Here is a 20521-nt window from a genome sequence, read left to right as displayed (position 1 = left end):
CTTGGTGACACAACACGATCATTGCGTGGTCGCTGTTCGATACAGCAGGACCGTTCCACATCGAGCGTTGCACTGAGGACTCTCAAATGCAATCACTGGGTAAATATCGTGTTTGTGCGTGCAAGAGAAACAGCGAACGTAAAGATATCACCCTGGAGAACTCATCTGCTGGGGCCGAGATCGTAAAACGAGCCCGACTCGTACCACGCATGAACTGACAGTTGATGCTGGTTCGCAGCAACTGTCGACTGCGGCATCGACGCTCGTTGCCATGGCGACCGTGTCTCAGTATCGCTCGATCTCGAGGTCGGGAATCGGTTCGAAATCGGTGGGGTTGCCGGTAACGACCGGCTCGTCGTAGTGGCGTGCAGTCGCTCCGATCAGTATATCTCCGGTCGAGACCGTCTGCCCCTGACGCTTCAGTGACCCGTTGAGCCGGCCAGCGAGACGCGCGATCTCCGGCGTTGTCTCCTCGACGGGGCGAGTGTCGACGATCGACTGGATCTTCTCGACCTCCGCTTCGGGCGTCTCGGTGTATCCGACACCGACGTACAACTCGTACACGACCTGCGCGGGAATTCGTTCGACAACGGGATTCGAGTCCAGCTGACCGGCCTTCGTCACGGCGTCGGTCTGTCCGTTCATTAGATCGATCAAAAACGACGTATCGAGGATCATGTGCCCTCGAAACGGTCGACCAGCTCGTCGAGATCCTTGTTGTCGACGGCGTCTACCTCGTCGACTGCTTCACGGAACCCGTCCGCTTCCTCGTCCGAGAGGATACCGGCGATCTCCAGCAGCGAGGGGCCGCCGACGAGCCGAGCGACGGCCTCCGAGAAGGTCTCGTCCTCGTGTTTTCGCGCTCGGATCGTCTCGTAGACGTCTTCGTCGAGCCGGACGTGCTTCGTCCCCATGTGTAAACACCCGTTTACAGAGTTGAAAAGGCTACCGCCACCACGTGCCGACCGACTGCACGATCCAACCAATGACGGCTATCAGCTGTCGACCAGCGTTTCGAGCAGCGACCCCAGAAAATCGAACTCGTCGTCGGTGACCTCGTGACCCACGCCCTCGTAGCGACGCTCAGTCACATCACCATCGAGCGACCGGAACACTTCCGCAGTCGCTCGGGCCCGGTCGGCGGAGACGTGTGGATCCTCGTCGCCCGAGGCCACGAGCACCGGCGTCCCGTCGAGCGTCCCCGCGAAGCCACTGGAGTCGATCGTCGGGCCGAGCAGCGTGCCACTGAGGACGGCTACGCCGCCGTACCGGTCGGGGTTGCGGGCGGCGAACTCGGCGGCGACGCAGGCCCCCTGCGAGAAGCCGACGAGGACGACGTGGTCACGGTCCACGCCGAAGGTCTCGACGACGTGTTCGAGGAGGGCCTCGACGACGGCGAGGGCAGACGAGACGTGTGGTTCGTTGCGCTCGATCGGCTGGGTGCCAGCGTAGGGATACCACCTGCTTCGGTGGGCGTCAGGGGCGACGACGGTGACGCCGTGGTGGGAGATCGGATCGAGGAGGGCAACGATGCCCTGTGCGGTCGCGCCCCGGCCGTGGAGTGCGAGGACGACGGCTTCCGTGGCTCCTCGGGGCGCGCCCGCGGTGACGATCGGCCGGCCGCCGTGGGGGCCGGGGACATCGTCAGTCGGGCGGTCCTCACTCATCCGTCGCGGTGAGGGACCTCGACCGGAGGCAACTGCTCCTCGATCATCGACCGGTCCTCTTCGGCCCACGGTGGCAGGACGAGCGACCCGCCGAGGTCGGCGGCGTCCTCGTCGACCGTGAGCCCCGGTGACTCCGTCGCGAGTTCGATCAGGATCCCGCCTGGTTCCCGGACGTAGATCGCTCGGTAGTAGTGCCGATCGTGGATGCGCGAGACGCGAACGTCACGGTCCCGGAAGAGATCGTGCCACTCGCGCAACTCGTCGTCGGCGACGCGCAGGGCGACATGGTGGATCGTCCCGACACCCTCGCGGCCGAACTCCCCCTCGCGGTCGAGCAGGTCGACGACGGTCGCGTGGTCGCCGGGTGCGTGGTAGCGGACCCGATCATCGCTCTCGGCGACCTGTTCGAGGCCGAGCGTTTCGAGGACGCTCGCGGTCTGGTAGGGATCGACGGGATGGGTCGTGACGCCGTGGAGGCCCCTGATCCCGTGCTCGGTTGGGACGGGGCCCGCCTGCCAGGAGTCGACCGGCGCGTCGGCGGCCACGAGTTCGAGGCGCGTCCCCGCGGGATCCTCGAACCGGAGCAGGGACTCGCCGAAGCGCTCGCGGCGCTCGGCGTCGACGCCGTGCGTGGCGAGGCGGTCCGCCCAGAAGTCGAGCGATCCCAGCGGAACGGCGAAGGCGGCGGCGTCGATTCCCGGTCGCCCGCGCCGCCCCGGCGGCTCGTTGGGGTAGGGAAAGCAGGTGTAGATCGTCCCGAGGTCGCCGGTGGCGTTGCCGTAGTAGAGGTGATAGCGCAGCACGTCCTCGTGGTTGACGGTGCGCTTGACGAGGCGCAGGCCCAGCACGTCGGCGTAGAAGTCGAGATTCGCCTGCGGGTCCCCGACCATCGACGTGACGTGGTGGATCCCCGGCGTGTCGGTGAGCATCTGATAAACGTCTGTTGGGGATCGGTGGTGATAGTCCCGGCGGCAGACGAAAGAGGGGGTTCGAGAGCAGCAGACGAAACCGAAGTGCAGACACCGAAAGCCCTCGGCCCGCTCGGGCGGTCTGTGCGGGATATCCTCCCGACGGTCGGATAGGGCCCACGCAGACCGCCCAACCGTGCCTCGCCCTTTCATCCGCCAGGACGTAGACTGTAGAGCTATCCACACGCCTGGCGGATGAAAGGGCGAGTGCAGTTCCGGGAACCCCGACGACGTAAGCACCTACTGGAGCGCAGCGAGTCGCGGGACCGGAACTGCACGAGGGCTTTCGGTGTCTTGTCCCCGATTCTGGCTTCCCACACTCCGACGTCGAAAGCGAGCGTTCTTGTCCCCACACGTCCTCGCCGTCGGTATGCGCCAGTTCGTCATCATCGGCCACGACGCCCCCACGACGCCCGACTTCTCGCTGGACGATCTCGCGGGGGCGGCGGGGCGACTCGACGTGCTCTGTCGGTGTGTCTCGGCCGCCGTCTTCCTCAGTCACGACGTCCGCGAGGCGGTGCGCGTCCACCTCGTGCTGGGCGACGAGTACACGGTCACCGTCGACAGCGACACGGTCCGGCGGCTCAACCCGGACGAGCGATCGACGGCGGCCCTCATTCGCACGGCTCTCGAAGAGCGCGAGGAAGCCATCGGCCACGTGCCAGTCGAAACGTCGCCCGGCATCTCGCTGACCCGCCGGGGATTCGAGGGGACGCTCGAAGACGTGGCGACGGCGGGGACGGTCGTCCAGTTGCACGCCGACGGCGATCCCGTCGTCGACGCGACGCCGCCGACCGATCCGGTGTTCGTCCTCTCGGATCACCGAGATTTCACCGACGCCGAACAGGCCCTGCTGGACGACGCCGTCGACCGGCGGCTCTCGCTTGGCCCACAGCCGTTACACGCCAACCACGCGATCACCGTCGCCCACAACTTCCTCGACACCGACGGCTACCGGTCCACCGAGTGATACTGCCGGCTGTCACTTCGTGAAGAGCTTCGCCACCTCGGGGTGGCGAAATCGGTCACAGATGTACAGCCGGTAGTATGAGCCAGGAGCGTGCCCCCGGAGCGTGCGAAAGTCACTTGACTCGATCCCCGCGTTGGGGAGAGGTATGGACGAGCGCAGACGGCGGTTCCTCGCAGGCGTGGGAACGACCGCGGCGATCGGGACCGCGGGCTGCATGGGTCGCTTGCGGACGCTCGGAGGCGGCCCGGAGAGGCCGCCAGCCGAGACGGCCGACACGCAGTTCCGTGGCGAAACCACCAGACGGGGTGTGTTCCCCGAACAGACGATTCCCTCGTCGGTGACCGTCGACTGGCGACTCGACGGCCTCAACACGGGCGGACACACCGCGGCGAAGGGCAGTCCCGTGCTGGCACCGAACGGCGATATCGTCGTCACCGGCGACACCGGCGAGGTGTGGGCGGTCCGGCCCGACGGGAGACGGCGGTGGCGAGCCGACGCCACGGACACGTCGCGGGGATTCCACGGCACGCCAGCGATCGCGAACGGGACCGTCTACGTCGGCGCGTACGACGGGGCGCTGTACGCGTTCGATCTGGAGACGGGCGAGCAGTACTGGCGCACGCAGCTGGGCGACGCCATCGGATCCAGTCCCGGCTACCACGACGGACGGCTCTACATCGCCGTCGAGTACTACGAACCGAGCGGTGCCATCTTCGCGCTCGACGCCGTCACGGGCGAGGTCCGCTGGGAGGACCGCCGGATCACGGACCACCCACACTCGACGTGTGCGATCGACCGGGCGGCCGGTCGGCTGGTCGTCGGCTCCAACGACGGCTCCCTCTACGGCTGGTCGTATCCCGACCACGAGTTCCTCTGGCGCTACGACACCGGCGAGGAAATCAAGGGGCCGATCGCGACCTGGGACGGGAGCGCGTTCTTCGGCTCGTGGAGCGACAGGGTCTACCGCGTCGCGCTGTCGGACGGCACCGAGCAGTGGGCGACCGATCTGGGCGCGTCGGTGATGGCCGGCCCCGCCGTCGAGGGAGCGACGGGCACCGTCTACGTCGGCGACCAGCACGAGTCGCTGTACGCTCTCGACACCGACAGCGGCGACGAGCAGTGGGAGACGGACGTGGGTGGCCCCGTCATCGGCTGTCCGACCGTGACCAGCGAGCACGTCCTCGTGGGGTCCTACGAGCCGACGCTGTCCGCGCTGGCGAAGTCGACGGGCGAAGAGGTCTGGACCGTCCCGGCCGAGGGCGAGGTCACCAGCACCCCGCTGGTGACCGACAGCGCGATCTACGTCGCCGAGCGAACCTCCGAGGCGTCGCTGGAGGGCGAGGGCCCCACCGGCGGGCTGTACCGCATCGTCGCCGACGAGTGACCGGCGGTGACGGCTGGGGCGGTCCCGAAAGTGCCAGAAGACCTTTTGACGTGCCCGGCGAGGGACACACGTGACTGAGTACGCCTCCGATCCCCTCGACCGGCGTGCCTTCCTCGCCGCCACCGCCGTCGTCGGGACGGGCGCAGTGGCCGGCTGTAGCGCGCTGGAATCCGGCGAGGACGCGACGACGACGCCGGTCGACGAGGGCCGCGCTCGCGAGTTGGCCGAGCGTTTCGCACCGACGCTGTACTTCGACAGCGCCGAGCAGTGGTACCCGACCGATCCACGCCCCTACGAGAGCGAGCGCGAGGGCGAAACTGTCGTCGCGGGATTCGACGCACTCGACGGCTACACCGAACGGTTTCGAGCCGCCGAGACGCCGCCGGACCCGACCGTCTTCCACAACGTCGTCACCTACGACGACTCCCCGCTCGCCGTCGTCCAGTACTGGGCCTACAGCGCCTTCGACCAGTTCACGACGAACTTCCACTGGCACGACTGGGAGGTGCTCCACGTCTTCGTCGACACCGACAGCGACGAGCCCGCGCTCTTCGTCGCCAGTTCCCACTCGCGCAAGGTCCCGAACAACGAGTTCCTCGACCCCGAGCGGACCGTGCCGCGGATCCTCCAGGAACTGGGCTCCCATTCGAGCGCGCTGTCGGTCAACGAGGAACGCGACCACTTCCAGCGACTGCCGACGGGCGGCGACATCGCGGACATCACCAACCGCGTCGTCGACGACGTCGAGTCCCTCGCCTCGATCCCCGTCGCCTACGGGCTGCCCCGCGACGAGGGGAGTCGGCTCCCCTACGTCGTCCCGGAACTCGACGGCGCACCCGTCTACGAGCACGACCGGCTGCCGTCGGTCGAACCCGAAGATCTCGTCCCCGCGGAGCTCACGATCCGGTCGTTCGACGCGCTCACCGCGCCGCCGACCGACCTCCCCGAGCGCGAGACCGGCCTCGTCTTCGAGTTCGAGGGCCGCGACGACCCCGAGACCGACGCGGACGTGGCGTACGAACTGCGACCGACGACGGCCCTCGAACACATCTCCGGGTTCACCGGCCCGCAGTTGAGCTTCGAGTTCTCGGTCCCGGAAGCCGTCGAGGACGCCGTCGCCGGCCACATCACGACGACCGGAGAGCCCTGGACCCAGCCTCGCTACGAGAACCCCGCAGCGGACATCTCGGACCCGAACCACCGCCGAGAACTCGCCGACCGCTACGCGGCGATCGGCGAGCCGGCACCGATCAACGCCGTCGTCACCGCCGTCTCCTCGCTCGTCGAAGACGGCGAGGCTCCGGACGGGGAAGGCGTGACCACCGAGGACAGCGCGGTCGAGTCCGTCGCGCTGCTGGAGAGCGAGCCGAGTGCCGTCCCGACGTTCCAGGGAGTCGCGGTGGCACAGGGCGTCGACTCCGGCCAGCACCGTCTCACCGTCAACGGAGCGGGTGTCGAACCGCACAGCGAGTCGATCACGGTCGAAGACGAGGGCGTGACGGCGGCCGGCGTCGACGGCGAGATCCCGCTCGTGGCTCGCGAGGACGCGACGAAGGTGACCGTCGACCCGACCGAGAGCGAGGCCGACGTGACCGACTTCGCGCTCGAAGACGACTTCGGCGGGCGACTCTACGACGCGCCGGTCGAGGGGCCAGACGCGGTCTACGTCCACCGCGGCGGTGCCTACACGGGCGAGATCCGGGACAGCGACGACGAACTCGGGGCCGTCCGCGTGAATCCGACCGACGAGGACCGCATCGCAATCGAGCGGCCGACCACCGGGAAAGAATCGCTGGCGAGCTTTCTGGCGACGATCACCGAGGAGACGCGCGCCGAGATCGAGGGACTGGACCTCGACGGGAGGGCAAACGCCGTCCAGGGACTCGTCAGAGCGCTGGAAGCGACCGGCAGCGCCGCACAGCGAGCGGCCCAGCGGGCCGCAGACGGCGACCGAGAGGGAGCGGACCGTCGGCTCGTCGCCGTCCAGAGCGGATTCGAGCAGGTCGCGGACAACCTCGAACGGGCCGCAGACGGTCTCCCCGACCCCATCGAGCGAGCGGTCGACAGACGGCTGTCACAGGCCCGCAAGCGCGTCGATCAGGCCCTCGACGCAGAGAAGCTGTAGCTCCGGGCCGGCAGTTCCGGACGCCTTTTGATCGTCGTCCACACACGCTGTGACATGACCGACGAACTCGCCTGGGAGACCATAGAGCGCAGCGTCGCCTACAGCTGTGCGGGGTTCGACGTACGCAACGAGCGCGTTCGCTTCCCGGACGGTACCGACGCCGAATTCGACTACCTCGCGGAGGGTGAGAGCGTCGTCGTCCTCCCGCTGACGCCCGACGGCGACGTGGTCGTCATCGAGGAGTGGCGACAGGCGGTCGGCCGCGTGAACCGCGGCCTCCCGGCCGGCTCGATAGAGTCCGACGACGCCGAGCCCGCGGACGCCGCCCGTCGCGAACTCGCCGAGGAGACCGGCTACGAGGCCGGGTCGCTCGAACACCTGACGACGGTCGAGCCGGCCAACGGCTTCGCGGACGCGGTCTTCCACTACTTCGTCGCCCGCGACTGCGAGCAGACGGCCCAGCAGGACCTCGACGACAACGAGTCGATCCGCGTCGCGACGACGACGCTCGACGAACTCCTCGATGCGGCCCGGGAAGACGAGCTTCGGGACGGGCGCACCGTGACGGGCGTGCTCTACTACGCGCTGTTCGAGCAGTAGGGTCGTCTCCCGGCCGTCCGTCTGTATCCCACGCACCACCTGGAGCCGACGGTTGCAGAGAGAACAGTGCGGCCAGATAGCTGCCGGAAGACAAATCGCAGTGATATTCTTGCCGAAGTGATATATGTATGTGGGACTAGTTAACAGTGTGCTCACAGAAGAACTGACAGTCGAGACGGGCGGTGACGCCGAACGGACGCTCGGCCCGGCGGCACTGGCCTCGATCGCCTCCGTCGCGCTGGCACTGTACTACTACTACGTTCGGGGAGACAAACAGCGCGGACAGTTCGTTGGCCTCTGGCCCGCGACGATCCTCGGGCTCGCCATCTACCGCAGGCTGGACGAGATCGAGACGGAGCTCGAACGGCACCGAGAGTGAAACGCTGGGCCGTCGCTCCGTGAAGGGAGTCGCCACCTCGGGCCGCCGAGAGTTCGAGCCGGTGTACCGGACGACCAGACATTGCAGTCGCGACGAGACAGACACAATGCGTTCGACAATCACCAGACCACTCACACGGATCGACACCGAGACGCGCATCCAGTACGGATTGATGCTCCTGTTTGGCACGCTCTGCCTGCTGGCAGCAGTCGCCCCACTGGAGCTGATGACGAAAGTCGTCGTCGTCTCCGTGCTGTTCGGCTTCACTGGCGGGCTCTGGGTCTCCCATCTCGTTCAGATCGTCCAGCGAGCCGCACCCGAGGCCGAGACATGAGCAACGACCTCGCAGACGAACAGCCCGACCGTTCGCTCTCCGGGATCGAGTTCCTGACCGGCGAGGACCCGAGCGCGGGGTCGTTTCTCCTCGTGGTCGGGATCGTCACGTGCGTGTTCATCGCAGCGTTCCAGTTTACGCTCCCGGAACCCATCTCGACGGTGTTGACCAGCCTCGTCGTCGTGCTCGCCGTGATCAGCTTCCTGCTGGGCGCGATTCTGGACGCACTGGGCTACTTCGACGTGCCGGACAGCTAAGCCCCAGCCACACGATCTGATCGGCCCTCGGGACGCCCGAGCGGCCTCATTCGAGCTGATGGTAGTCCAGTTCGTGCCCTTCGTCGAGAGCCGACTGGACGGCATCGCTCGGCGTGCCGACCGGACGCGTCTCGGTCCGCATGCCACCGACGTCGGAGCGTTCGAAGTAGATGTTGCGCTGCCAGTCCGGGTCCGTCTCCGTCTCGTCGGTCCGGTAGTGTGCGCCCCGGGACTCGGTCCGTTCGAGTGCGCCACGCAGGACCGCCTCTGCGGCGGTCAGCATGAACCCGATGTCGATCGCGAACTCGAACGACGAACTCGTCGTCGGCCCCACGTCCATGTCGGCGGCCTTCCGGCGGACCTCGTCGAGTGCGTCGAGGCCCGCCCGCAACGACGCGTCGGTCCGCAGGATGCCGGCGTGTTCCCACAGCAGGTACTGCAGTTCGGTGAACACGTCCATCACGTCGTGAGAGCCGTCCCGACCGGCCAGTGTCGCCAGGTCGCGGAACTGCGGCTCGGCGATGTCGGAGACGACCGCCTCGGGCAGGTGTCCCGCTCCGTCGACGCGCTCGGCGATCCGTTCGCCCGCAACGACGCCGAAGGCGACGGTCTCTGCCAGGGAGTTGCCACCGAGTCGGTTGGCACCGTGGACGCCGGCCATCGTCTCGCCGATCGCGAACAGTCCGTCGACGGTCGTCTCCCCGTGCTCGTCGACGGCGACCCCGCCCATGCCGTAGTGGGCCGTCGGCGCGACTTCGACTGGCTCGGTGGCCATGTCGACGCCCAGTTCCTGGAACCGCTCGTACATCCGCGGGAGACGCTCTCGAATGAACGCACGGTCTCTGTGAGAGAGATCGAGATAGACGCCGCCGTTGTCGGTGCCACGTCCCTCCGCGATCTCCCGTGCGATCGCTCGGGCGACGACGTCGCGGGCGTCTAGCTCCATCTGGTCGGGCGAGTACCGCTCCATGAACCGCTCGCCGTCGGTGTTGTAGAGGTGTCCCCCCTCGCCGCGAACCGCCTCGGTGACGAGTCGCCCACTCCAGGGCTCCCACTCGGGATCGTCTTCGTCGACCGCCATCCCCGTCGGGTGGAACTGGACGAACTCCATGTCCATGAGTTCGGCACCCGCGTCGTAGGCCAGTGCCGGCCCGTCGCCGTTGTTCTCGTCGTCGCGGGACGTGTGGCGGTTGTAGGCCGCGGCGTAGCCACCGGCCGCGAGCACGACGGTCCCCGCGTTGACGAGCACGAACTCGCCGGAGTCCATGTCGAACCCGACCGCGCCGTAACACTGGTCACCGTCCGACAGCAGCTTGGTGATCAGCACGTTCTCGCGGTACGGCACCGACAGCTCCCGTGCCCGGTCGACGAGTGTCTCCAGCATCGACTCGCCGGTGTGATCGCCCGCGAACGCCGTCCGGCGGAACGACTGGGCACCGAAGAACCGCTGGTCGATCTCGCCGTCGTCCGTTCGGGAGAAGTCCATCCCCCAGTCGTCGAGTTCCCGGAGGCGATCGGGCATCTGTCTGGTCACCGTCTCGACCTTCTGTGGGTCGTTGACGAAGTGGCCCTCGTTGAGGGTGTCGGCGGCGTGGATCGCCCACGAGTCGTCCGGATCGTGGGTCCCGAGTGCGCCGTTGATGCCACCGCGAGCCCACGTCGTGTGGGCGTCGCCGTGATTCCGTTTGCCCAGCACCAGTACGTCGTCGACGCCGCGCTCGGCGAGTTCGATCGCCGTACGAGCGCCGGCAGCGCCCGCTCCGACGACGAGTACCGAGACGTCGACTCGCTCGTATTCGGGCACAGACGTTCCGTCGCTGTCGGCAGTGTCTGGGTTGCTCACATCAAGACGAGGGGCGCTGGACCCTTACGGCTTTCGCGCGCGTGCGCGTGCTCGCACGCGAAGCCGCGAAACACGTATCGGTCGAGAGGCGCTACGGCCGGTGTGACCGAGCCAGAACACGCCGACGGCCTCGAAGCGCGGCTCCGAGAGCGGTTCGGCGACCGCGAGGGCGTGTCGCTGACCGTCTCGGATGACGGCCACTGTCGCCTCGCCTTTCCCGACCGGACGCTCGTCGTCGAACGGCGTCACGGGCCGGCGGGGACGCCAGTGTGGACGCTCGCCCTGCGAGCCGACGGAGAGACGGTGAGCAAGTTCGGCCCGCTGGAAACGACGACGGCCGTCCTCGAACGGATCGCCGCCCTGGTCGACGCGGACGTTCGCTACACCGTCTGCTGTGACGGGAGCCCGTCGTGAACCACGATCGCATCCACGCCAGAGAACCCGACCACCACGTCGACCGGTGGGAGCGTGGGCATATCGAGGCACTCGAAGAACGCGACGGCCACTGCGTCGTCACGGTCCGCGCCGACGACGGGGAGTGCGTCGAACTGACCGTCACCTTCGCCGTCCGGGACCTGTTCGTGGGACGGCTCGACCTCGACGGCGGATCGCCGGTCGGCGAAACGGTCTGGTACCGCGTCCGGGGCGGGTGAACGACAGACGTTTCGGACCGAAACCGCAAGCGAAGACTACGGAATGGGACGTAGGGACGCCCTCGCCGATTGTCTCGTCGCCGAACGCGAACACCTGGAAGCGAGTGGCGACGCGGCCGTGGGTGAGTAACGTTTATTCGGTTGAAATTACTACTCAGTTGTATGGCGACGGCCGTGAAGATGGACGAGGCGGTCAAGGAGAAGATAGAGGAGATCCAGGCCGAGATCAGACTCGAAACGGGTCGGAAGGTGACCCAACAGGAGATCCTCGAACGGATGGTCGAGAACGTCGATCGGTCCCGGACGGAGTTCGTCGATTCGTTCCGTGACTCGACGGTCCCGCTGAGTGACGAGCAAAAAGAGAAACTACGCGAGAGTCAGTTCGACTCGGGCGTCGAGACCGACGAGGACGACATTGACGACATCCTCTACGGATGACCGTCTTCGTCGATACTGGCGTCGTCTACGCGGAGCAGGATCACTCGGCATCTCGCCACGACGTCGCCGCCGCAGCGCTCGAAGCAGTGCAAGACGGGGCCTTCGGACAGCCGTACGTCAGCGACTACGTCTACGACGAGGCAGTGACGTTGACGCTACAGCGAAGCGGCGATCACGAGCGAGCAGTCCACGTCGGGAAGCGGATTCGAGGCGACGGCTACCCGAGCGAGTTCTCGATGCTCGATGTCGAATCACCGCAGTTCGACGAGGCCGTGGAGATCTTCGAACGGTACGACGACCAGCGCCTCAGTTTCACCGACGCGACGACGGTCGCGCTGGTCCGGTCCCACGACATCGACCACGTCCTCGCGTTCGACGACGATTTCGACGGTCTCGTCGATCGCCTCGCTCCGGCCACCGTCGCGGAACGCAACCCTTAGGCACGCGCTCTCCCCACTGGGGGTAATGCGAGACCACTTCGAAGTCGGCCGGTACGACGCGGCCGGCCGCCTGGGCGAGCTGACGGTGCCCCGGGCCGGCGTCACCGTCGAGACGCCCGCACTCCTGCCCGTCGTCAACCCCCACGTCCAGACGATCGAGCCGTCCACGCTGGCGTCGGAGTTCGGCGCGGAGATCCTCATCACGAACAGCTACATCCTCCACCAGAGCGACGATCTCCGCGAGCCCGCCGAGGAGCAGGGCCTCCACGAACTGCTCGACTTCCCGGGGGCGATCATGACCGACTCCGGCTCCTTCCAGCTGGCCGAGTACGGCGAGATCGACGTGACGACGGAGGAGATCCTGGCCTTCCAGCAGGAGATCGGGAGCGACATCGGGACGCCCGTCGACATCCCGACGCCGCCGGACGTGGCGCGCGAGCGAGCCGAATCGGAGCTGGCGACGACCCAGGAGCGCCTGGAGATCGCCGACGGCGTCGACACCGGCGAGATGCTCACGACTGCACCGATCCAGGGCTCGACCTATCCCGACCTGCGCGAGCGAGCGGCCGAGCACGCACACGGGACCGACCTCGACGTGTTCCCGGTCGGCGCGGTCGTCCCGCTGATGAACGAGTACCGCTACGACGACCTCGCGGACGTGGTCGCGGCCTGCAAGCGCGGGCTCGGCGAGGACGCGCCGGTCCACCTGTTCGGGGCCGGCCATCCCATGATGTTCGCGATGGCCGTCGCGCTCGGCTGTGACCTGTTCGACTCGGCGGCGTACGCGCTGTACGCTCGTGACGGCCGGTACCTCACCGTCCGCGGCACCGAGCACCTCGAGGACATGGAGTACTTCCCCTGCTCGTGTCCCGTCTGTGTCGAGTACGAGCCCGCAGACCTCCGGGCGATGGACGACCAGCGCGGCGAGGACCTGCTGGCCCGCCACAACCTCCACGTCACCTACGGCGAGATCCGGACGATCAAGCAGGCGATCAGGGACGGCGACCTCATGGAGCTGGTCGACTCGCGGGCCCGTGCCCACCCGACGATGCTGGACGGCTACCGGACGCTGCTGGACCACGCCGAGCAGCTGGAAGAGACCGACCGCATCGCCAAGGACACCGTCTTCCACACGTCGACGGAGAGCGCGCGCCGCCCCGAGGTCGTCCGGCACCACCAGCGACTCGACCGCTTCGACCTCTCGGGCGAGGTCCTGCTCACGGAAGGCGAGCGCGACGAGGCCTACGACGAGTGCTGGCAGGTGACGCCCCCCTTCGGCCCCTATCCCAGAGAGATGAGCGACGCCTATCCCTTCACCGCGGAGGTCCCCGAGCGACTCGCTCCACAGGCCTACGAGGCCGCCGCCGACGGCGTCGTGCGCCTCGCCGAGGCCAACCCCGACGCGACGTTCACGCTCGCGCAGTTCGAGTGGCCCGAGAGCGCGCTGGCTCGCGTGCCCGACTCGGTGACGGTCCGCCACCTCGGCGAGGACTGACCGGGCTGCCGTGTCGGCCGTCCGGTCGTGTGGCGACTCGCCGGCCGGGGAGACTCGCAAGATAGTTGGGTCCCCGTAGCCGATACAGGGCCATGACCGAGTACTTCGAGGTTCACGAGCGCGACGGCGCGGCGCGGCTGGCCGAGTTGCGGCTGGCCGATCCGGTCACGACGCCCGCGGTCGTGGACGACTACCTCGCGGACGCCGGGAGCCTCTGGCCGACGGAGCGAGACGTGCCAGAAGGCGACGAGAGCGTCCTCACCGTCCTCCCGCACCGCGGCCTCCCCGGTGGCACGCCCGAGGAGGTCGCCGAGGCGTTCGCCGTCGACTATCCTGACGTGGACTATCCGAGCGCCGCCGTCGTCTCGACGGAGACGGCCGACGACGACGGCGCCGACGCGTACGTCCTCTCGGAGGCCGCCGGGCTCGTCGGCCACGCCGAAGCGTTCGTCGAGGCCGTGATCGAGACGCGCGAAGCGATCCCGGACGACACCGCCCTGATGCTGTCCGGCGTCGCGACGCCGCGCAACGTCGCCACGCTGGTCTACGCTGGCGTCGACCTCGTCGACCGGGACCGGGCCGTCGTCCGGGGGACACAGGGCCGATACCTGACGACCGACGACGCCTACTTCCTGGAAGACCTCGACGAACTGCCCTGCTCGTGTCCGGCCTGCCGGCAGCCCCGCGAGGAGTTCGACCGACAGGACTGTGTCGACCACAACGTCAACGCACTGGAAGCGGAGCTGGCTCGGGTCCGTCGCCGGATACGAGACGGCCGGCTGCGTGACTACGTCGAAGGCCAGGCCCGCCAGGACCAGTGGCTGACGGCGACGATGCGACGGCTCGACCAGCAGTACGCCTACCTCGAACGCCACACCCCGATCTACCGACGCGAGGAGCTCACCGCCGCGACCGAAGACACCATGCGCCGGGTCGAGATCCAGCGGTTCGCACAGCGGGTCACCGAACGGTACCGGCCCCGCTTCGACGAGCAGCCCCTCGTCATCGTCCCCTGCTCGGCGCGCAAGCCCTACAGCGACTCACAGAGCCACGAGCAGTACCACCGGGCGGTCCAGTTCCGGGGCCACATGGCGTCGATGACCTCGCCGATCGGCGTCGTCCCACAGGAGCTGGAACTCACCTATCCGGCCCAGCACTACGACTCCGTCGTCACCGGGCAGTGGAGCGCCAACGAGATCGAGTTCGTGGCCGACGTGCTCGAACGCTATCTCGACGGCACCGACTACCCCGAAGTGATCGTCCACGTCCCCGGCGAGGGGTACCGCGAGATCTGCGAGCGCGTCGAGGAGCGTCTCGACCAGTCCTTTACCTACACCGTCGAAGACCACCCGACGACGGCAGACTCGCTTGCGAACCTCGCCGGAGCGCTGGAGGGGTACCCGAAGTACCGCAAGCGCGAGCGCCAGCACAACACGCTCCGGGCAGTGGCAGACTACCAGTTCGGGGCCGGTGCGGGCGACGAGATCTTCGGCGACACGCTGACCGCGGAAGGGACGTACCCCCAGCTACGGGCCCACGGCGAGCGGACCGACGGCGGCCAGGGCGAACAGCTGGCGGCGCTGACCCAGCAGTACGGCGTCCTCGGACTCACGATCGCGGGAGCCCGACGGTGGGTCGACTCGGACGTGTCGGTAAAGCGCGTCGCGATCGACGACTTCGTGCCACACGGCTCCGTGCTCGCGCCGGGCGTCGTAGAGGCCGACGACGAGATCCGCGTCGGCGACGAGGTCGTGATCGAAGGCCCGTCGGCCTTCGGCGTCGGCCGCGCGACGATGCCCGGTCCGGCGATGGACGAGGCCACTCGCGGGATCGCCTGCCAGGTGCGCCACGTCGAAGAACAGTAGCGTGCGGTGACCGTCAGGAGTTGCGGACCAGCGGCTCGTACCACTCGCGGTTCTCGCGGTACCAGTCGATGAACGCCGAGACGCCCTCACGGATCGTGTACTCCGGCTCGTAGCCCAGCAGCTCCGCGGCCCGCTCGGTGCTGGCGTGGGTGTGCTCGGCGTCGGCGTCGTGGCGCTCCTCGTAGACCAGATCCAGCTCCGGGGCGAGCTGGTCGCGGATCTCCTGGGCCAGCGTCTCGATCTCGATGTTGTCCGTCGAGCCGACGTTGATCGCCTCGCCGTCGGCCGCGTCGGTGTCGAGCAGTGCGACGTTCGCCTCGACCACGTCCTCGATGAAGGTGAAGTCTCTCGTCTGGCTCCCGTCGCCGTAGACGATGGGAGAGCGGCCGTCGAGACAGCGAGAGACGAAGTTCGAGATCGCCATGTTCGGGCGCATCCGCGGCCCGTAGACGGTGAAATAGCGCAGCGCGACCGCGGACAGATCGTACACCTCGCTGTAGGCACAGACGTACCGTTCGGCCGCGAGCTTGGACGCCCCGTAGGGACTGACCGGCGTCGTCGGGTGCTCCTCGTCGTAGGGCAGGTACCGCGGCTTGCCGTACACCGACGACGAGGACGCCATCACGAACCGTTCGAGGCCGGTCTCGCGGGCGGCGTCCAGTAAGTTCAGCGTTCCGTCGACGTTGACCTCGTCGTACTTGCGCGGGTTCTCGACGCTCTGACGGACGCCGGCCTGTGCGGCCTGGTGGTAGACGTAGTCGGCGTCGGCGACCAACTCGGCGACGAGGTCGGCGTCGCGCACGTCGCCCTCGACCAGTTCGTAGCTACCGTCGCCCGACGCCGCCTGCTCGCGACACTGCTCGATCGTGTGCTGTTTGATGTCCACGTCGTAGAACGGATCGAGGTTGTCCAGCGCGACCACGTCGTGGCCGTCGACGACGAACCGCTCGGCGATGTGACCGCCGATGAACCCCGCACCGCCGGTGACGAGAATCCTCATTGTCGGAAAGGCCACGGGCTGTCAGTAAAAACCCGTCGGGACTACTCCGCGCCGTCGACCGCCTGCACGGCCTCACCGTCGTCGACTTCGGCACCGTCGGTGAGCCGTTCCTCCGCGGCGTCTCTATCCTCGGGATAGCCGATGTCGGTGCGCCAGCCGTCCATCCGGATGGCGTCGATGGTCCGCCCGGAGTGCAACAGGAGGTCGATCGCGTCGCTGATCTCGTACTCGTCGCGGTTGGAGGGCTGGACGAGGTGACACGCGTGGAAGATCGCCGGTGTGAACGTGTAGAACCCGGTCATCACGAGGTTCGACGGCGGGTCCTCTGGCTTCTCGACGACTTCCTCGATCTCGCCGTACTTGTTGGTGTCACAGACTCCGTAGCGAGAGGCCTCGTCCCACGGCACTTCCTCGACGAGGAAGGCGGCGTCGGCCCGCTCCTCGCGCTGGCGATTGATCACGTCCTGGAGGTTCGCCTGGAAGATGTTGTCGCCGAGCATCAGCATGAAGTCGTCGTCGATGTGCTCCTCGACGGTCAGCAGGGCGTGGGCCAGCCCGTTCTGTTCGCGCTGGTGGGCGTACGTGATCGGGACGCCCTCGAACTCGTCCTCGAAGTGGTTGATGATGACCTGTTTCTTGTAGCCGACGACGACGAGCAGTTCGTCGGCACCGAGCTCGATCAGTTGCTCGAAGCAGTGAGTGAGAATCGGCTTGCCGGCGACTTCGACCATTCCTTTGGGCTTGTCTTCGGTCAGCGGGCGGAGCCGGGTGCCTTCCCCGGCGGCGAGGACGACAGCTTTCATACGTCCCCATTCACCAGTCAGTCAGCTAAAGGCTATCGGTCGAACAGAATCCTCAAGGCCAGTCCCGGACAACTGGCGGCCAATGAAAGTAAGCATCGTCGGCAGCGGGTACGTTGGGACGACGCTCGCGGCCTGTCTGGCCGACCTCGGACACGACGTGGTCAACGTCGACATCGACGAGTCGGTCGTCGCCGCGATCAACGACGGCGACGCGCCGATCCACGAGCCCGGTCTGGCAGAGCGCATCGAGCGCCACGCGGGCGACCGCCTGCGGGCGACGACCGACTACGCGGCCGTCCGCGAGACCGACGCGACGTTCCTCGCGCTGCCGACACCCGCAAACGACGACGGGAGCAACGACCTCTCGATCATGGAAGCGGGCGCGCGCTCGCTGGGCGAGGCGCTCCCGGCGGGCGGCGACCACCTCGTGATCGTCAAGAGCACGGTGATCCCGGGCAGCACCGAAGCAGTCGTCACACCGGCAATCGAGCAGGCCGGCGACCTCGCGGTCGGCGAGGACTTCCGGATCGCGATGAACCCCGAGTTCCTCCGGATGGGGACCGCCGTCGCGGACTTCATGGACCCGGACAAGATCGTCTTCGGTGCGACCGACGAACGGGCCTACGAGACGCTCGATCGGATCTACGAGCCACTGGTCGAGGAGACCGGGGCCCCGGTCGTCCGCACCGGCCTCCGGGAGGCCGAGATGATCAAGTACGCCAACAACTCCTTCCTCGCGACGAAGGTGAGCCTCATCAACGAACTCGGGAACATCTGCAAGGAGTACGGCGTCGACGCCTACGAGGTCGCGGACGCGATCGGGCTCGACGACCGCATCGGCGAGCGGTTCCTCCGGTCAGGGCTGGGGTGGGGGGGTAGCTGCTTCCCGAAAGATGTCGACGCACTCATCGCGGCCGCGGAAGACGCCGACTACGATCCCGAACTGTTGCAGGCCGGCGTGAACGTCAATGACCGCCAGCCAGAACGGCTCCTCTCCTTGCTCGACGATCACGTCGACGTGGCGGGCAAACGGATCGCCGTGCTGGGACTGTCGTTCAAGCCCGGCACGGACGACGTGCGCGGGACGCGTGCGATCCCGGTCATCGAGGGGCTCCACGAGCGAGGAGCCGACGTGGTCGCCTACGACCCCGTCGCCGTCGAGAGCTTCCGGGAGTACGCGCCGGACGTGGCCTTTAGCGCCGCCGACGCCGCGGCGGACGCCCTATCAGGAGCCCACGGTGCAGTCGTCGTCACCGACTGGGACGAGTTCGCGGCGCTCGACGACGAGTTCGACGAGATGGCGGACCCCGTCGTCGTCGACGGCCGTCACGTCGTCGAGCGACGCGACGGCATCACCTACGAAGGCCTGACCTGGTGAGCGCACAGCAAGACATTTTTGCGCGTCGCCGGCCAGTCGTCGCTATGTCCCGTCGGCTCCCACTCGTCTCCAGCCGGATGCGCTGGCTGGTCGTCGGCTGCGTCGCAGCCGTGATCCTGCTCCTCTCGGTGCTTCGCCCAGGATCGGCCAGTCAGACAACGGGTCCCCTCGGCGTGTTCGGGATCGACAAGTACCTCCACGTCTTGGCGTACGGCGGCCTCGCGACGGTGCTTGCCTACGCGCTGGCCGAGTGGGAGCCACGGAGGGCCGCCGTGGCGGTGTTCGTCCTCGCGGTGGCGTTTGGCTTCGTGGTCGAACTCGTCCAGTTGCCACTGGTCTACCGGCAGTTCAGTCGCCTCGACGTGCTCGCAAACGCCGTCGGCGCGTCCGTGATCGCCGCCGGCTGGGGCGTCGTCGCGGCCCGACTGCGCTTCGAATCGGTCGCAGCCGAGGCGACGAAGTCTCTGTCCGACGGCGACCCGTAGCGAAGCCGCTTTACGCACAGCCCCGCTTTGCCCGACAATGAGCACGCCCACGCCCGAAGTATACGAACAGGGGAAGGGCATGGACGCCCACAACAAGGTGATGCGCGAGGTCCGCTCGCGCAACGACGCGTCCTACGATCCCCGCGAACCGACCCGCGTCTGGCTCGACGAGGACAACACGCCCGACGGCGTCTACCAGAGCCTGACGATCATCCTCAACACCGGCGGCTGCCGGTGGGCCCGCGCCGGTGGCTGTACGATGTGTGGCTACGTCGCCGAGAGCGTCGACGGCGGCAGCGTCGCCCACGAGGACCTGATGGCCCAGATCCAGTACTGTCTCGACCACGAGGCCGAGGAGGCCGACGAGAAGGCCGGGCTGATCAAGATCTACACGTCCGGGAGCTTCCTCGACGAACGCGAGGTCGGTGCCGAGACGCGGCGCGCGATCGCTTCTGAGTTCGCCGACCGCGACCGGATCGTCGTCGAGTCCCTGCCCGACTTCGTCGACCGTGCGAAGGTCGCCGAGTTCGTCGACGCGGGACTGGAGACCGACATCGCGGTCGGCCTCGAAACGGCGACAGACCGCGTTCGGCGGGACTGCGTGAACAAGTACTTCGACTTTGCGGACTTCGAGGACGCGGCCGCACAGGCACAGGCCGCCGGTGGCGGCGTCAAGGCGTATCTCCTGATGAAACCGCCCTTCCTCACGGAGTCGGAAGCGATCGAAGACATGCAACGTTCCGTGCGCAAGTGCGCCGACGTCGAGGGGTGTCACACCGTCTCGATGAACCCCTGTAACGTCCAGCGGTACACGATGGTCGAAGAGCTGTTTCACGACCAGGGGTACCGGCCCCCGTGGCTCTGGTCGGTGTGTGAAGTGCTGGAGTCGACCGCCGACGAGGACGTGATCGTCGTCTCGGACCCCGTCGGCCACGGGAGCGATCGCGGCCCACACAACTGCGGAGAGTGTGACGACCGCGCCCAGCGCGCGATCAAGGACTTCGACCTCCGCCAGGACCCGAGCGTCTTCGAGCAAGTCACCTGTGACTGTGAGGCGACCTGGGACGCCGTCGTCGAGCGCGAAGCGAGTTACTCGCTCCCCCTGGCCCGATAACCGTCCCCGATCCCGGCCAGGAACGGGAGCGCTCGCTGACTCGCTAGTCTGTGGAGATTGCCAGTAGGTTTCGCCTTACACCCAGTTTCACTTTCACTCCGGTAACCCCGTCTTTTTATTCCTGGATCTCATACCGACGGTTAGGGGTCAGGATCTTGTCACACGCTCCATGGCCCCTCGTTCCCATCCTCCGAGACGATACTCGCCCAGCCGACGGTGTGGCTGTCCGCTCGTAATACTGCCGGCTGTAAGTCTGTGAAGAATTTCGCGACCACGGGGTCGCGAATATCTTGCAACAGTTACAGCCGGCAGTATGAGCGCGC

23 protein-coding genes are annotated in these 20521 nt (G+C 67.3%); 16 read left to right on the top strand and 7 right to left on the bottom strand.

Annotation, left to right across the window (positions count from 1 at the left end; genetic code table 11):
* Positions 1-285 precede the first annotated feature (285 nt).
* The 4 genes from IL252_RS13595 to IL252_RS13580 all read right to left on the bottom strand — a co-directional run bounded on the left by IL252_RS13595 (position 286) and on the right by IL252_RS13580 (position 2596).
* A complete protein-coding gene (locus IL252_RS13595) occupies positions 286-678 on the bottom strand; it encodes a type II toxin-antitoxin system VapC family toxin (protein ID WP_170093576.1) in 393 nt (130 codons plus the stop codon).
* Complete coding sequence (locus IL252_RS13590) at positions 675-914, bottom strand: antitoxin VapB family protein (protein ID WP_208628426.1); 240 nt, start codon at positions 912-914, stop codon at positions 675-677. The genes IL252_RS13595 and IL252_RS13590 overlap by 4 nt, the downstream gene beginning before the upstream one ends.
* 81 nt (positions 915-995) lie before the next feature.
* Positions 996-1667: an alpha/beta hydrolase gene (locus tag IL252_RS13585; protein ID WP_208628425.1), complete on the bottom strand. Its 672-nt coding sequence runs from the start codon at positions 1665-1667 to the stop codon at positions 996-998.
* The gene (locus IL252_RS13580; protein ID WP_208628424.1) at positions 1664-2596 is read right to left on the bottom strand and encodes a VOC family protein; all 933 of its coding nucleotides are present in this window, start codon (positions 2594-2596) and stop codon (positions 1664-1666) included. Before IL252_RS13580 ends, IL252_RS13585 begins: the two co-directional genes overlap by 4 nt.
* A gap of 409 nt (positions 2597-3005) precedes the next feature.
* Here IL252_RS13580 and trmY point away from each other — a divergent pair, with 409 nt between their 5' ends.
* The 7 genes from trmY (at position 3006) to IL252_RS13545 (ending at position 8684) form a co-directional block, all read left to right on the top strand.
* A complete protein-coding gene (gene trmY / locus IL252_RS13575; protein WP_208628423.1) occupies positions 3006-3605 on the top strand; it encodes a tRNA (pseudouridine(54)-N(1))-methyltransferase TrmY in 600 nt (199 codons plus the stop codon).
* A gap of 145 nt (positions 3606-3750) precedes the next feature.
* Positions 3751-4989, top strand: coding sequence for a PQQ-binding-like beta-propeller repeat protein (locus tag IL252_RS13570; RefSeq protein ID WP_208628422.1), 1239 nt, complete (start codon positions 3751-3753; stop codon positions 4987-4989).
* Positions 4990-5059: 70 nt separating this feature from the next.
* Entirely contained in the window at positions 5060-7114 is a 2055-nt protein-coding gene (locus tag IL252_RS13565; RefSeq protein WP_208628421.1) for a hypothetical protein, read from the top strand.
* Positions 7115-7168: 54 nt separating this feature from the next.
* Positions 7169-7714: an NUDIX hydrolase gene (locus IL252_RS13560; protein WP_208628420.1), complete on the top strand. Its 546-nt coding sequence runs from the start codon at positions 7169-7171 to the stop codon at positions 7712-7714.
* Between the two features lie 148 nt (positions 7715-7862).
* Positions 7863-8093, top strand: coding sequence for a hypothetical protein (locus IL252_RS13555; RefSeq protein WP_170093569.1), 231 nt, complete (start codon positions 7863-7865; stop codon positions 8091-8093).
* 106 nt (positions 8094-8199) lie between these two features.
* Positions 8200-8427 carry a hypothetical protein gene (locus IL252_RS13550; protein ID WP_153552834.1) on the top strand — a complete coding sequence of 76 codons (228 nt, stop codon included), beginning with the start codon at positions 8200-8202 and terminating at the stop codon, positions 8425-8427.
* Complete coding sequence (locus IL252_RS13545) at positions 8424-8684, top strand: hypothetical protein (RefSeq protein ID WP_153552835.1); 261 nt, start codon at positions 8424-8426, stop codon at positions 8682-8684. The genes IL252_RS13550 and IL252_RS13545 overlap by 4 nt, the downstream gene beginning before the upstream one ends.
* A 46-nt stretch (positions 8685-8730) precedes the next feature.
* Here the strand turns inward: IL252_RS13545 and IL252_RS13540 are convergent, their stop codons facing one another.
* A complete protein-coding gene (locus IL252_RS13540) occupies positions 8731-10527 on the bottom strand; it encodes an L-aspartate oxidase (protein WP_208628419.1) in 1797 nt (598 codons plus the stop codon).
* Between the two features lie 102 nt (positions 10528-10629).
* Here IL252_RS13540 and IL252_RS13535 point away from each other — a divergent pair, with 102 nt between their 5' ends.
* The 6 genes from IL252_RS13535 (at position 10630) to arcS (ending at position 15418) form a co-directional block, all read left to right on the top strand.
* Positions 10630-10941: a hypothetical protein gene (locus tag IL252_RS13535; RefSeq protein ID WP_208628418.1), complete on the top strand. Its 312-nt coding sequence runs from the start codon at positions 10630-10632 to the stop codon at positions 10939-10941.
* A complete protein-coding gene (locus IL252_RS13530; protein WP_153552838.1) occupies positions 10938-11180 on the top strand; it encodes a hypothetical protein in 243 nt (80 codons plus the stop codon). The genes IL252_RS13535 and IL252_RS13530 overlap by 4 nt, the downstream gene beginning before the upstream one ends.
* Positions 11181-11342: 162 nt before the next feature.
* A complete protein-coding gene (locus IL252_RS13525) occupies positions 11343-11618 on the top strand; it encodes a hypothetical protein (protein ID WP_153552839.1) in 276 nt (91 codons plus the stop codon).
* Complete coding sequence (locus IL252_RS13520) at positions 11615-12058, top strand: type II toxin-antitoxin system VapC family toxin (protein ID WP_170093565.1); 444 nt, start codon at positions 11615-11617, stop codon at positions 12056-12058. The genes IL252_RS13525 and IL252_RS13520 overlap by 4 nt, the downstream gene beginning before the upstream one ends.
* Positions 12059-12083: 25 nt before the next feature.
* The gene (gene tgtA / locus IL252_RS13515; RefSeq protein ID WP_208628417.1) at positions 12084-13553 is read left to right on the top strand and encodes a tRNA guanosine(15) transglycosylase TgtA; all 1470 of its coding nucleotides are present in this window, start codon (positions 12084-12086) and stop codon (positions 13551-13553) included.
* Between the two features lie 92 nt (positions 13554-13645).
* Positions 13646-15418 carry an archaeosine synthase subunit alpha gene (gene arcS / locus IL252_RS13510; protein ID WP_208628416.1) on the top strand — a complete coding sequence of 591 codons (1773 nt, stop codon included), beginning with the start codon at positions 13646-13648 and terminating at the stop codon, positions 15416-15418.
* Between the two features lie 13 nt (positions 15419-15431).
* Here the strand turns inward: arcS and IL252_RS13505 are convergent, their stop codons facing one another.
* Positions 15432-16418, bottom strand: coding sequence for an SDR family oxidoreductase (locus tag IL252_RS13505; protein ID WP_170093562.1), 987 nt, complete (start codon positions 16416-16418; stop codon positions 15432-15434).
* Between the two features lie 41 nt (positions 16419-16459).
* Complete coding sequence (gene aglF, locus IL252_RS13500) at positions 16460-17221, bottom strand: UTP--glucose-1-phosphate uridylyltransferase AglF (RefSeq protein WP_208628415.1); 762 nt, start codon at positions 17219-17221, stop codon at positions 16460-16462.
* An 82-nt stretch (positions 17222-17303) separates the two neighbouring features.
* Between aglF and aglM the strand changes: the two genes are divergently transcribed.
* The 3 genes from aglM to IL252_RS13485 are packed head-to-tail and all read left to right on the top strand — an operon-like array spanning position 17304 to position 20198.
* Entirely contained in the window at positions 17304-18599 is a 1296-nt protein-coding gene (aglM, locus tag IL252_RS13495; protein WP_208628414.1) for a UDP-glucose 6-dehydrogenase AglM, read from the top strand.
* Positions 18600-18643: 44 nt separating this feature from the next.
* Positions 18644-19084 carry a VanZ family protein gene (locus IL252_RS13490; RefSeq protein WP_208628413.1) on the top strand — a complete coding sequence of 147 codons (441 nt, stop codon included), beginning with the start codon at positions 18644-18646 and terminating at the stop codon, positions 19082-19084.
* Positions 19085-19121: 37 nt separating this feature from the next.
* Positions 19122-20198: an archaeosine biosynthesis radical SAM protein RaSEA gene (locus IL252_RS13485; RefSeq protein ID WP_208628412.1), complete on the top strand. Its 1077-nt coding sequence runs from the start codon at positions 19122-19124 to the stop codon at positions 20196-20198.
* Positions 20199-20521 lie beyond the last annotated feature (323 nt).

The sequence above is a fragment of the Halomicrobium sp. IBSBa genome, from assembly GCF_017612575.1.
GTDB lineage: Archaea > Halobacteriota > Halobacteria > Halobacteriales > Haloarculaceae > Halomicrobium.
Note: the sequence above shows the minus strand (reverse complement) of the source record. Positions and strands in the feature narration are given on the sequence as shown.